General features: G+C 69.2%; 9 protein-coding genes and 1 riboswitch. Of the genes, 4 read left to right on the top strand and 5 right to left on the bottom strand.

Translation table 11 applies throughout. The features are described from left to right. Nucleotides 1-4 precede the first annotated feature (4 nt). Together ABD679_RS02520 and thiC are read right to left on the bottom strand one after the other, a co-directional pair. Nucleotides 5-607 (bottom strand): DUF4136 domain-containing protein, encoded by a 603-nt coding sequence (locus ABD679_RS02520; protein ID WP_344758372.1) that lies wholly within the window; start codon nt 605-607, stop codon nt 5-7. Between the two features lie 116 nt (nt 608-723). Further along, a complete protein-coding gene (gene thiC, locus ABD679_RS02515; protein ID WP_344758371.1) occupies nt 724-2601 on the bottom strand; it encodes a phosphomethylpyrimidine synthase ThiC in 1878 nt (625 codons plus the stop codon). Nucleotides 2602-2693: 92 nt separating this feature from the next. After that, a riboswitch (TPP riboswitch) is annotated at nt 2694-2790 on the bottom strand. A 160-nt stretch (nt 2791-2950) separates the two neighbouring features. On the opposite strand from thiC, the gene ABD679_RS02510 reads away from it, so the two are divergent. Continuing rightward, the gene (locus ABD679_RS02510; protein WP_344758370.1) at nt 2951-3922 is read left to right on the top strand and encodes a homoserine kinase; all 972 of its coding nucleotides are present in this window, start codon (nt 2951-2953) and stop codon (nt 3920-3922) included. 159 nt (nt 3923-4081) lie between these two features. Continuing rightward, a complete protein-coding gene (locus ABD679_RS02505) occupies nt 4082-5662 on the top strand; it encodes a BCCT family transporter (RefSeq protein ID WP_344758369.1) in 1581 nt (526 codons plus the stop codon). Between the two features lie 11 nt (nt 5663-5673). Here ABD679_RS02505 and ABD679_RS02500 read toward each other — a convergent pair whose 3' ends face one another. The 3 genes from ABD679_RS02500 to ABD679_RS02490 all read right to left on the bottom strand — a co-directional run bounded on the left by ABD679_RS02500 (nt 5674) and on the right by ABD679_RS02490 (nt 10745). Continuing rightward, nucleotides 5674-6729, bottom strand: a complete 1056-nt coding sequence (locus ABD679_RS02500; RefSeq protein ID WP_344758368.1) for a 2-oxoacid:ferredoxin oxidoreductase subunit beta — start codon at nt 6727-6729, stop codon at nt 5674-5676. Nucleotides 6730-6898: 169 nt separating this feature from the next. Further along, nucleotides 6899-8737, bottom strand: coding sequence for a 2-oxoacid:acceptor oxidoreductase subunit alpha (locus ABD679_RS02495; protein ID WP_344758367.1), 1839 nt, complete (start codon nt 8735-8737; stop codon nt 6899-6901). Nucleotides 8738-8921: 184 nt separating this feature from the next. After that, nucleotides 8922-10745 carry an FAD-dependent oxidoreductase gene (locus ABD679_RS02490; protein ID WP_344758366.1) on the bottom strand — a complete coding sequence of 608 codons (1824 nt, stop codon included), beginning with the start codon at nt 10743-10745 and terminating at the stop codon, nt 8922-8924. Between the two features lie 187 nt (nt 10746-10932). On the opposite strand from ABD679_RS02490, the gene ABD679_RS02485 reads away from it, so the two are divergent. Both ABD679_RS02485 and ABD679_RS02480 read left to right on the top strand, forming a co-directional pair. Further along, a complete protein-coding gene (locus tag ABD679_RS02485) occupies nt 10933-11610 on the top strand; it encodes a TetR/AcrR family transcriptional regulator (protein ID WP_344758365.1) in 678 nt (225 codons plus the stop codon). A gap of 143 nt (nt 11611-11753) precedes the next feature. After that, complete coding sequence (locus ABD679_RS02480; protein ID WP_344758364.1) at nt 11754-12410, top strand: protein-L-isoaspartate O-methyltransferase family protein; 657 nt, start codon at nt 11754-11756, stop codon at nt 12408-12410. Nucleotides 12411-12413 lie beyond the last annotated feature (3 nt).

The raw sequence follows: 12413 nt of genomic DNA, 5'->3' as shown, positions 1-12413 counted from the left end.
AGCCTCAGCGCATCGGCAGGCTGCCCGCGCCGCTGCCGGCGCGGAACGGATAGCGCAGGAAGATCTCGGAAATCGCGCGGTCAACGTCCGCGCCGCGGTCCTCCGGTGCCTTGCGCGTCACCCGCCCGATCGCGGCACCGGTCCACACCAGCCGGTTCTGCGCCGCGTCGACCACGTCGATCGTCAGCGTGCCCTCGGTGTAGCGGCTGACCTGGGTCTCGTCGTACCAGACGGGCACGGCGTAGTAGCTGCGATGGCGATAGCTGTAGAAGTACTGGAAGTCCGTGCGCGGCATCGTGTAGACGTCGGTCTTCTCCTGCACGATGCCCTGGAAGTTAACGCGCAGGTCGGGCGAGGACTCGTCGTAGGCGTAGCCCCGGGCTTCCATCTCGCGGCGCACGTCGTCGCGGATGCGCTGGGTGATCCAGGTCGAATAGCCGGACTGCTCCATCGCGATGGGCTGGTAGAAGGCCCACGTGTGGTAGCGCGAGAAATCCGCGCCGGGATCCATGTCGGTGCTGACCCTCGGCCCGGTGGCGCAGCCCGCCAGCAGCACGAGCGCGCAGGCGGCCAGCAACCATGTGCCAAGTCGATGCGAAGCCTTCATGACGACCGCTCCATCAGGTAATGGGCGCACGCTACCACGCCGGTTCGCGCGTCGGCGTGATCGGCGCCGGCCGGGGGTGAACCCGGGCTGACGCCATGCCCGAAGGCAGCTGCCATTCAGCCCTGGCGGTAGACCTCGGCGCCCTGGGCACGGAACTCGGCCGACTTTTCCGCCATGCCCGCGTCCAGGGCGGCGGCCTCGTCCATGCCGTGCTCGGCGGCATAGTCGCGCACGTCCTGGGTGATCCGCATCGAGCAGAAGTGCGGGCCGCACATGCTGCAGAAGTGGGCCAGCTTGTGCGCGTCCTTGGGCAGGGTCTCGTCGTGGAATTCCTTGGCCTTTTCAGGATCCAGGCCGAGGTGGAACTGGTCCTCCCAGCGGAACTCGAAGCGCGCCTTGCTCAGCGCGTTGTCGCGCACCTGCGCGCCGGGATGGCCCTTGGCAAGGTCGGCCGCGTGCGCGGCGATCTTGTAGGCCATGATCCCGTCGCGCACGTCGGCGCGGTTGGGCAGGCCCAGGTGCTCCTTGGGCGTGACGTAGCAGAGCATCGCGGTGCCGAACCAGCCGATCATCGCCGCACCGATCGCCGAGGTGATGTGGTCGTAGCCCGGCGCGATGTCGGTGGTCAGCGGGCCGAGGGTGTAGAACGGCGCCTCGCCGCATTCGGCCAGCTGCTTGTCCATGTTCTCCTTGATCATCTGCATCGGCACGTGGCCGGGGCCTTCGATCATGGTCTGGACGTCGTGCTTCCAGGCGATCTTCGTCAGCTCGCCGAGCGTTTCCAGCTCGCCGAACTGCGCCGCATCGTTGGCATCGGCGATGCAGCCCGGGCGCAGGCCGTCGCCAAGCGAGAAGGCCACGTCGTAGGCCTTCATGATCTCGCAGATGTCCTCGAAGTGTTCGTACAGGAAGCTCTCGCGGTGATGCGCCAGGCACCATTTGGCCATGATGCTGCCGCCGCGCGAGACGATGCCGGTCACGCGCCTGGCGGTCAACGGCACGTAACGCAGCAGCACGCCGGCATGGATCGTGAAGTAGTCCACGCCCTGCTCGGCCTGCTCGATGAGGGTGTCGCGGAAGATCTCCCAGGTCAGCTCCTCGGCGCGGCCGTCCACCTTCTCCAGCGCCTGGTAGATCGGCACCGTGCCGATCGGCACCGGCGAGTTGCGGATGATCCATTCGCGGGTCTCGTGGATGTGCTTGCCGGTCGACAGGTCCATCACCGTGTCGCCGCCCCAGCGGATCGCCCAGACCAGCTTCTCGACTTCCTCGGCGATGCCGGACGACACCGCGCTGTTGCCGATGTTGGCGTTGATCTTGGTCAGGAAGTTGCGGCCGATGATCATCGGCTCGCTCTCGGGGTGGTTGATGTTGTTGGGCAGGATCGCGCGGCCGCGGGCGATCTCGTCGCGCACGAATTCTGGCGTGATGATCTTCTGGATGCTGGCGCCGAAGGATTCGCCGGGGTGCTGCGCGAGCAGGTGCGACTCGCGCACCGCCTCCAGCCGCTGGTTCTCGCGGATGGCGACGTATTCCATTTCCGGGGTCACGATGCCGCGGCGCGCGTAGTGCATCTGGGTGACGTTGGCGCCGTCCTTCGCGCGGCGCGGCAGGCGGCGGCCGGGGAAGCGCACCGCGGCCAGCTTCGGGTCGTGCTCGCGGGCGCGGCCGAATTCGGAGCTGAGTGCGTCGAGCGCCCCGGTGTCGCCGCGCTCCTCGATCCAGCGCGCGCGCAGCGGCGCCAGCCCGGCCGACAGGTCGATCCGCACGTCCGGATCGGTGTAGGGGCCGGAGGGGTCGTAGACGGTGACCGGGGGGTTGTCCTCGCCGCCGAACAGGGTCGGCGTGGCGGTCAGCGCGATCTCGCGCATCGCTACCCGGAGGTCCGGGCGCGAGCCCTCGACATGGATCTTGCGCGAGCCCGGGATCGGCCGGGTCACGGATTCGGATAGCTGCTCGGTCTGTTGCTGCAGGGAAGCGGGCACTGCGTTCATGGCGTTCGTCCTGGTTGGGCTGGACGAAGCGGCGGCGCAGGGACCTGCGGGCCGGCCCGCGCACGAGGCGCGGACCACGGGACATGCGTCCCACGCGATCCTGCGAAGCTTCCCTACGCCGGCATCACCCGGATCAGGTTCGAAGGGTCTGTCTCAACCGGCCACTGACCGGTACCCCCGCTTCGGCGGGCATTTGACCACGACGCGGCGGCCGGGGCCAGTCGACCGCTGCGGGTTGTGGGAGCGGCCATGGCCGCGATTGGCCTGCCCCGGAACGCATCGCGGCCATGGCCGCTCCCACGGTCGGCCCGATCGCGTGAGAATGCGCGACGTACACGAGGAATCGCCGATGCCCACCGCCCTGCCGTCCGACGCCGGAACCCGCGCCGACACCGCCCGCGCCTTCGCCCCCGCCGGCGTGGGCAACATCGGCGTCGGCTTCGACCTGCTCGGGCACAGCATCGACGGCCCGCGCGACGTCGCCCGCGTGCGCCGCATCGACGCACCGGAAGTCCGGATCGCGGCGATCGGCGGCGACGCGCCCGGCGCCGGTTCGATCCCGCGGGCAATCGAACGCAACACGGCCGGCCAGGCGCTGGCATCGCTGCGCGCCGGGTTGCGGCTGGACCACGGCTTCGAACTGGAACTGGAGAAGGGCATTCCGGTCGGCGCCGGCCTCGGCGGCTCGGCGGCCTCGTGCGTGGCCGCGCTGGTCGCGGCCAACGCCCTGCTCGACGCCCCGCTGCCGCGCGAGGCGCTGTACCCGTACGCAATCGACGGCGAAGCGGTCTCCAGCCACAGCCGCCAGGGCGACAACGTCGCGCCGATGCTGCTCGGCGGCGTGGTGATGGCGACCGCCGACCGCATGATCGCGCTTGATGCGCCCGACTGGCTGCACTGCGTGGTGGTGCATCCCGACCAGGTGCTCGAAACCCGGCGCGCGCGCGAAGTGCTGGCCGAGCCGTATCCGCTGCCGCTGGTGGTGCGGCAGAACGCGCACCTGGCGCTGTTCCTCACTGGCCTGCAGCGCGGCGACGCCGGACTGATCCGCGAAGGCCTGCGCGACGTGCTGGTGGAACCGCGCCGGGCGCCGCTGGTCCCCGGCTTCGCCGCCGTGCAGGCCGCGGCCGTCGACGCCGGCGCGCTTGGCGCCAGCCTGTCCGGCGCGGGTCCGAGCGTGTTCGCCTGGTTCGAATCCAGGGCCGCGGCGGAAGCCGCAGCACCGGCGATGCGCGCGGCATTTGCCGGCGCTGGTTTCGCGGCAAGGGCATGGGTGTCGCCCGTCGCCGGACCGCGCGCCGAAGTCCTGGAGGCGGACTGAAGCCAGCCGCGACCCGCCACGGGTGGGGTTTCACCCGCGTTTCGTTAGGCTTGGGGCAGCAGTCCGTTCGCGGAGGCATTCGGGGAATACCTCCGCATCCGCGCACCATCGCACCGGGCCGCCACCCCCTTCGCTTCCCCGCGACTGGAGAACGAACCGATGGTCTACCGGATATCCATCGCCCTGGTAATCGCGCTCGTGGTGCTGGCCGGTGCCATGTCCGATGCCTTCAATGATGTCGTACAGGAATTGGTCCGGCACCTGGTGCGCGATGCCGGCTGGACCTACCTGGTGGTCGTGTTCGCCACCCTCGTGTTCCTGCTCTACCTGGCATTCGGCCGCTTCGGCCACCTGCGCATCGGCGGCGAGGACGCGGAACCCGAGTTCTCCTACGCCAGCTGGCTGTCGATGCTGTTCGCCGCCGGCATGGGGATCGGGCTGGTGTTCTGGGGCGCCGCGGAGCCGGTCTCGCACTTCCTCCAGCCGCCCGAGGGCCTGCCGCCGGAAAGCAATGCGGCCGCGCGTGCGGCGATGCGCTATGCGTTCTTCCACTGGGGCCTGCATCCGTGGGCGGTGTACGCGCTGATCGGGCTGGCGATGGCGTGGTTCCAGTACAACCGTGGCGGTCGCGGCCTGATCAGCGACCTGTTGCAGCCGGTGATCGGCACCAGCCACCGCGGCTGGCCCGGTCGGGTCGTCAACATCCTGGCGATCGTGGCCACCGCCGTCGGCGTGGCCACGACGCTGGGCTTCGGCACCATCCAGATCGCCGCCGGCATCGAGCGCGTGTTCGGCATCCCCTCCGGGCGCACGCTGCAGCTGGCGGTGATCGCGATCGCGTTCGTGCTGTACATGTCCTCGACCGCCACCGGCGTCGATCGCGGCATCAAGTGGCTGTCCAACTTCAACCTCGCCCTGGCCGGGGTGCTGCTGTTGCTGGTGCTGGTGCTTGGCCCGACCGGCTTCATCCTCGACACCTTCACCACCACCCTGGGTTCGTACCTCAACCAGCTGGTGACCATGAGCCTGCGCATGGCGCCGTTCTCCGGCAGCAGCTGGGTCGCGGACTGGACGATCTTCTACTGGGCGTGGTGGATCGCCTGGGCACCGTTCGTGGGCGCGTTCATCGCGCGGATCTCGCGCGGCCGCGCCATCCGCGAATTCATCCTCGGCGTGGTGGTCGCGCCCAGCCTGCTCGGCTTCCTGTGGTTCTCGGTGTTCGGCGGGACGGCGCTGTGGTCGCAGCTCTTCGGCCACGTGGACCTGGCCGGCGCCATGGCCCAGGGCTACGAGACGGTGCTGTTCACCATGTTCGACAGCCTGCCGATGCCCGGCGTGCTGGCGGTGATCGCGCTGGTGTTGCTGGTGATCTTCTTCGTGACCTCGGCCGACTCGGCGGTGCTGGTGCTGGCGAGCATGTCCACCGACGAGCCCGGCGACCCGCCGCTGTCGCGCAAGCTGGTCTGGGGCGTGGCCGTGGCGCTGATCGCGGCCGCACTGCTGCTGGCCGGCGGCCTGGAAGCGCTGCAGGGCGTGATCACGATCGTCGCGCTGCCGTTCGCGCTGCTGATGCTGCTGGTGATGGTGGCGCTGTACCGGGTGCTCGACCAGGAACACCGGCTCGAACAGCGCCGCCAGGCGCGCGCGCGGCATGCGATCGAGCAGTGGATCGCCAACGAGCAGGCCGCGCGGGACGCCGCGGAGGAGGCGCCGGGTCGCCCGGGCACGCCCGCGCGCTGATCCGCAGCCGCTCAGCGCAGCGCGGCGTTGATCTTTTCCAGCGCCGCCGCGCCCGGGCTCAGTTCGCCGGCGCCGAGCGAGTTCAGCGGCGCCTCGACGGTGCCGAGGTGGCCATGCAGGTCACCGGCCCCGGCATCGACGTACAGCAGCCCCGTCACCAGTTCGCCGCGCGCATGGCGCTGCTGGATCAGGTTCATCGCCGCGATCCGGTCGCGCGGATCGTAATCGGCGTCGAGCTTGCGCAGGCGCAGCGTCGAGCCGTCGTGCTGTTCGACATCGATGGTGTCGCCGGCTTCGTAATCGGCCACGATGGCGGCGCGCGGCAGCAGCACGTCGAGCTGGTTGACCGCCTCGTTGTGCTCGCGCACGTAGTCGTAGCTGCGCGTGCTGCCGGCATGGTTGTTGAAGGCGATGCAGGGGCTGATGACGTCAAGGAAGGCCGCGCCGCGGTGCGACAGCGCGCCCTTGATCAGCGGCACCAGCTGCTTCTTGTCGCCGGAGAACCCGCGCCCGACGTAGCTGGCGCCCAGCTGCAGCGCCATGGTCACCATGTCCAGCGGGCTGTCGGTGTTGGCCACGCCTTTCTTCGATACCGACCCCTGGTCGGCGGTGGCCGAGAACTGGCCCTTGGTCAGCCCGTACACGCCGTTGTTCTCGACGATGTAGACCATGTCGACGCCGCGGCGGATGGCATGCACGAACTGGCCGATGCCGATCGAGGCCGAATCGCCATCGCCGGAGACACCCAGGTAGATCAGTTCGCGATTGGCGAGGCTGGCGCCGGTCAGCACCGACGGCATGCGTCCGTGCACGGTGTTGAAGCCGTGCGACTGGCCGAGGAAGTAGTCCGGCGTCTTCGAGCTGCAGCCGATGCCCGACAGCTTGGCCACGCGATGCGGCTGGATGTCCAGCTCCCAGCAGGCCTGGATGATCGCCGCGGAAATCGAATCGTGCCCGCAGCCTGCGCACAGGGTGCTGATCTTGCCCTCGTAGTCGCGGCGGGTGAAGCCGATGGCGTTGCAGCCGAGCGAGGGGTGGTGGAGCTTGGGTTTGGCGAGGTAGGTCATGGCTCGGGGGACCTTTCGTGGACGCCAGCTGCCGGCGTCCGGCAGTTGCTGCCATTCCGGTGGCTTCCATCCCGAGCGCAGCGAGGGATCTGCTTCCGCTGCGAGATGGGGAAAGCAGATCCCTCGCTGCGCTCGGGATGACGGTCACCGGGATGACAGCGAACGTGAGTCACGCCACCTTCTCCCTGGCAGCCGCGGGCCGCGCATGTTCCGCGACCGCGCCGGCGATGAACCGCGCCGTGACCGGCGTGCCGTCGTAGTGCAGCACCGGCACCAGCCGCGCCGGGTCGATGCCGAATTCGTTCACCAGCAGCGTGCGCAGCTGGCCGTCGCGATTCTGCTCGACGACGAACACCGATTCGTGCGCGTCGATGAAGTCGAGCACCGAATCCGGGAACGGGAACGCGCGCACGCGCAGCGTGTCGAGCGCGATGCCGCCGGCCTGCAGCTGTTCGACCGCCTCGGCCATCGCCGGGCTGGTGGAGCCGTAGTAGATCGCGCCATGCCGCGCCGGCACTTCGGACTGCGAGACGACCGGCTGCGGCACCAGCGATTTCGCGGTGTCGAACTTCTGCAGCAACCGCTGCATGTTGTAGACGTAATCCGCACCGCGCTCGGAATACTGCGCCTGCGGGTTGCGCGAGGTGCCGCGGGTGAAATACGCGCCCCTGTCCGGGTGCGTGCCGGGCCAGGTGCGCCACGGGATGCCGTCGCCATCGACATCCCTGTAGCGTGCGAACTCGACGCCAGCCTCCAGCTGCTCCGCGGTCATCACCTTGCCGCGGTCGTAGACGCGCGCATCGTCCCAGGCGAACGGCGCGCACAGGCGCTGGTTCATGCCGATGTCCAGGTCGCTCATGACGAACACCGGCGTCTGCAGCCGGTCGGCGAGGTCGAACGCGGCCGCCGCGAACTCGAAGCATTCGCGAGGATCCTCCGGGAACAGCAGCACATGCTTGGTGTCGCCATGCGAGGCATAAGCGCAGGCGAGCACGTCGGACTGCTGGGTGCGCGTGGGCATGCCGGTCGAGGGGCCGCCGCGCTGCACGTTGAGGATCGTCACCGGGATCTCGGCGAAGTAGGCCAGGCCGATGAACTCGTTCATCAGCGACACGCCCGGGCCGGCGGTGGTGGTGAACGCGCGCGCGCCGTTCCAGCCGGCGCCGACCACCATGCCGATCGATGCGATCTCGTCCTCGGCCTGGATCACCGCGAAGCGCGCCCGGCCCTCGTCGTCGACGCGGTACTTCTGGCAATACTTCTGGAAGGCTTCGGCCAGCGACGACGATGGCGTGATCGGATACCACGCGCACACTGTGGCGCCCCCGTACACGCAGCCCAGCGCGGCGGCGGCGTTGCCCTCGACGAAGATCCGGTCGCCGACCGCATCGGCCTTGCGCACCCGCAGCCCGATCGGATGCGACAGGTGTTCCATGACCCAGTCGCGACCCAGATGCAGCGCTTCGACGTTCGGCGCCAACAGCTTCGGCTTGGCCTTGTACTGTTCGCCGATCAGCACCTCGATCACCGCCGGATCGATGTCCAGCAGCGCGCTCAGCGCACCGACATACATGATGTTCTTGAACAGCTGGCGCTGGCGCGGGTCGTCCCAGGTGGCATTGGAGATCTGCGTCAGCGGCACGCCGATGACGGTGACGTCGTCGCGGAACTTCGACTTCGGCATCGGCCGGCTGTTGTCGTAAAACAGGTAGCCGCCCGGTTCGAGCTCGGCGACGTCGGCGTCCCAGGTCTGCGGGTTCATCGCCACCATCAGGTCGACACCGCCGCGGCGGCCGAGCCAGCCGCGCTCGGACACGCGCACCTCGTACCAGGTCGGCAGGCCCTGGATGTTGGACGGGAAGATGTTGCGCGGGCTGACCGGCACGCCCATGCGCAGGATGGCCTTGGCGAACAGTTCGTTGGCCGAGGCCGAGCCGGAGCCGTTGACGTTGGCGAACTTGACGACGAAGTCGTTGGTGGCCTCGAGCGGGGCGTGGGCGGGGGTCATGCGCGGGCCCCGGCACGCCACCGGCCGCCATCGCCGGAAACCGACACCCATTCCGGCGTCCTCCCCGCGAGGGCGAGGGTCCATGGATTTTGGTACTGGTGCGGTGACGGTCCCAAAGCAACGTCCATGGGTTCCCGCCTTCGCGGGAATGACGATCCGGAACACGGCGTGGTCCGGTCGATGTTCACGCCGCCTCCTTGCGTCGCCTGTCGCGGCATCCGGGTCCGGCGTACGTCTCCAGCAACAGGAACTTCTGCATGTCCCACGCCCCGGTCGGGCAGCGTTCGGCGCACAGGCTGCAGTGCAGGCAGACGTCCTCGTCCTTGACCATCACCCGCAGCGTCTTCAGCGGTTCGGACACGTAGAGGTCCTGCCCGGGGTTCAGCGCCGGCGCGGTGAGCCGCGTGCGCAGGTCGGCCTCGTCGCCGTTGGCGGTGAAGGTGATGCAGTCGGTCGGGCAGATGTCGACGCAGGCATCGCATTCGATGCATTTGTCCCTGGTGAACACCGTCTGCACGTCGCAGTTGAGGCAGCGCTGGGTTTCCTTCCACGCGGTGGCGGCGTCGAAGCCCAGTTCGACCTCGGTGCTGATGCTGTCCAGCCGCTTCGCCGCTTCCGACCACGGCACCGCGTAACGCTCGTCGGGCGAGACCGCGTTGTCGTAGCTCCACTCGTGGATGCCCATCTTCTGCGATTCGAGCTGCACCATCGGATCGGGCCGCTCGCGCGGGTCCTCTCCGTGCAGGAGCCTGTCGATCGAGATCGCCGCGGCGTGGCCGTGCGCCACCGCCCAGATGATGTTCTTCGGCCCGAAGGCGGCATCACCACCGAACAGCACGTGCGGCAGCGACGACTGGTGGGTGACCTTGTCGACGACGGGCATGTCCCATTCGCCGAATTCGATGCCGCAGTCGCGCTCGATCCAGGGGAATGCGTTCTCCTGCCCCACCGCGATCAGCACGTCGTCGCAGGGGTGGAACTCGTCCGGCTCGCCGGTGGGCACCAGCTTGCGCCGGCCCGTGTCGTCGTACTCGGCGCGCACGCGTTCGAAGGTCATGCCGGTCAGGCGCCCGCTGGCGTGGACGAACGCCTTGGGCACACGGAAGTCGAGGATCGGGATGCCTTCCTCCATCGCGTCCTCCTTCTCCCACGGGCTGGCCTTCATCTGGTCGAAACCCGAACGCACCAGCACCTTCACGTCCTGCCCGCCGAGCCGGCGCGCGGAGCGGCAGCAGTCCATCGCGGTGTTGCCGCCGCCGAGCACCAGCACACGGCGACCGATCTCCGTCACGTGGCCGAAGTAGACGTTGGCCAGCCAGTCCAGGCCGACATGGATGTTGGCCGCGCCCTCCTGGCGCCCGGGCAGGTCGAGGTCGCGCCCGCGCGGCGCGCCGCTGCCGACGAAGATCGCGTCGAAGCCTTCGCCGAGCAGGGCCTTCATCGAATCGATGCGGTGGTCACCGACGAACGCCACCCCCAGGCCGAGGATGTAGCCGCACTCCTCGTCGATCACTTCCTCCGGCAGGCGGAAGCGCGGCACCTGGGTGCGCATGAAGCCGCCGGCCTTCGGGTCGGCCTCGAACACGGTGACCGCGTAGCCCAGCGGCGCGAGATCGCGGGCGACGGTCAGCGAAGACGGCCCGGCGCCGACGCAGGCGATGCGTTTGCCGTTCGACCGCGCGGCGGGCCTGGGCATGCGCGCGCGCACGTCGCCCTTGTGGTCGGCGGCCACCCGCTTGAGCCGGCAGATCGCGACCGGCTCGGGCTTGTCGCCGTTGTTCTCCTCGACCCGCCCGCGCCGGCAGGCCGGCTCGCAGGGCCGGTCGCAGGTGCGGCCGAGGATCCCGGGGAAGACGTTGGAATGCCAGTTCACCATGTAGGCATCGGCATGGCGGCCGGCGGCGATCAGGCGGATGTACTCGGGCACCGGCGTGTGCGCCGGGCAGGCCCACTGGCAATCGACGACCTTGTGGAAGGTGTCCGGATTGCGGATATCGGTTGGCTCCAATGCGCACCCCGATCTGCTGGCTGACCGGTCGCGCCGGCCCCGCTCGCTGCCTCGAGTCTAGCGCCGAAAACGGGCCGTGGTGGAAGGGGTGGAACGCCCGCGGCCGCCACCGCTCAAATCCGAACGCCCGGCAACGGGCGGGCCGGCAGCCCCCAAATACAAAACCGATTGGTATAGTATTGGATCCATGTCGAATACCCCCGCCCGCAAGCCTGGCGCCTCGGCCAGGCAGGCCAGCCCCGGTCGCCCCAAGGACCTCGCCAAGGGCGCGGCCATCCTCGAGGCCGCCAAGCGCATGTTCACCCTGCACGGCTACGAGCGCGCCAGCATGGACCTGATCGCCAGCGAGGCCGGCGTCTCCAAGCTCACCGTCTACAGCCATTTCGGCGACAAGGACGCGCTGTTCGCGGCCGCGGTCAAGTCGCACTGCGAAACCCAGCTGCCCGACGCGCTGTTCGAGCCCTCGCCCGACACCCCCCTGCGCGAACGCCTGCTCGGGATCGCCCGGGCGTTCTTCGCCATGGTCAGCTCGCCCGAGGCGGTCGCCGGCCACCGCATCATGTGCTCGCCGCAGGTCACCGACTCGCCGCTGCCCGAGATCTTCTGGAAGGCGGGGCCTGAACGCGTGCAGACCGCCTTCTCGAAACTGCTCCAGAGCCGCATCGACGCCGGCCAGCTCGAGATCCCGGACGTTGCCCTGGCGTCCTCGCAGTTCTTCGCCCTCCTCAAGGGCGAGGTGCACGCGCGGATGGTCTTTGGCTGCTGCAGCGGGAACCGTCCGGTCGACGAGCACCTCGACGCCTGCGTCGACATGTTCCTGCGCGCCTACGGCGTCCGCGGCACGCGAGCGGCCGGGCAATCGTGACCACCGGCACGGTGCCGGCGGTTGCGGTGACTTCCGGCACTGCGTCCTGCCGGGCCGCAACCGCGATCCTGTCCTCCTCCGCCGATGCGGGGACAGGGGCCCAAACACCGTAAAATAGCGGGCTGACCGCACGAGAGCCGAGCATGTCGACGATGGATTACACCAAGGCCCGCGAAACGATGGTGGAACAGCAGGTACGTCCCTGGGACGTGCTCGACGTGCGCGTCCTGGACGTGCTGGTCCGGCTGCCGCGCGAAGCATTCGTCTCCGAGACCCACCGCGCCCTGGCCTATGCCGACATCGAGCTGCCGCTCGGCCACGGCGAACGCATGATGAAGCCGGTCGTCGAAGGCCGCGCCCTGCAGGCCCTTGAGCTGCAGGCGGGGGACGAAGTGCTGGAGATCGGCACCGGCAGCGGTTTCCTGTCCGCATGCCTGGGCATGCTGGCGCGCGACGTGGTCAGCCTGGAACAGCACGCCGATTTCGTCGACCTTGCCCGCGCGCGCCTGCAGGAGCAGGGCATCGCCAACGTGGCCGTCGAGGTCGCCGACGCGCTGGCCTGGGACACCGAGCGCCGCTTCGATGCGATCTGCGTCACCGGCGCCGTCGCGGCGGTGCCGTCACGTTTCCTGCAGTGGCTGCGTCCGGGTGGGCGCATGTTCGTGGTCCGCGGCAACCCGCCGGTGATGGACGCGGCGCTGCTGCGCCGGGACGTCAACGGAACCCGCACCGAATCGTTGTTCGAGACCGACCTCCCCTATCTTGCTGGCGCCGCCCCCGTGCCCGCCTTCGTCTTCTGATAT

Source organism: Luteimonas lutimaris, from assembly GCF_039537065.1.
In the GTDB taxonomy this organism is placed as follows: Bacteria; Pseudomonadota; Gammaproteobacteria; order Xanthomonadales; family Xanthomonadaceae; genus Luteimonas; species Luteimonas lutimaris.
The sequence above is the reverse complement of the archived record's forward strand: the minus strand, read 5'-3'. Positions and strand labels throughout refer to the sequence as shown.

Bases quoted from the DNA above. Each gene is read 5' to 3' on its own strand.
- ABD679_RS02520 (WP_344758372.1), bottom strand. From the start codon at position 607: ATGAAGGCTTCGCATCGACTTGGCACATGGTTGCTGGCCGCCTGCGCG.
- thiC (WP_344758371.1), bottom strand. From the start codon at position 2,601: ATGAACGCAGTGCCCGCTTCCCTGCAGCAACAGACCGAGCAGCTATCC.
- ABD679_RS02510 (WP_344758370.1), top strand. From the start codon at position 2,951: ATGCCCACCGCCCTGCCGTCCGACGCCGGAACCCGCGCCGACACCGCC.
- ABD679_RS02505 (WP_344758369.1), top strand. From the start codon at position 4,082: ATGGTCTACCGGATATCCATCGCCCTGGTAATCGCGCTCGTGGTGCTG.
- ABD679_RS02500 (WP_344758368.1), bottom strand. From the start codon at position 6,729: ATGACCTACCTCGCCAAACCCAAGCTCCACCACCCCTCGCTCGGCTGC.
- ABD679_RS02495 (WP_344758367.1), bottom strand. From the start codon at position 8,737: ATGACCCCCGCCCACGCCCCGCTCGAGGCCACCAACGACTTCGTCGTC.
- ABD679_RS02485 (WP_344758365.1), top strand. From the start codon at position 10,933: ATGTCGAATACCCCCGCCCGCAAGCCTGGCGCCTCGGCCAGGCAGGCC.
- ABD679_RS02480 (WP_344758364.1), top strand. From the start codon at position 11,754: ATGTCGACGATGGATTACACCAAGGCCCGCGAAACGATGGTGGAACAG.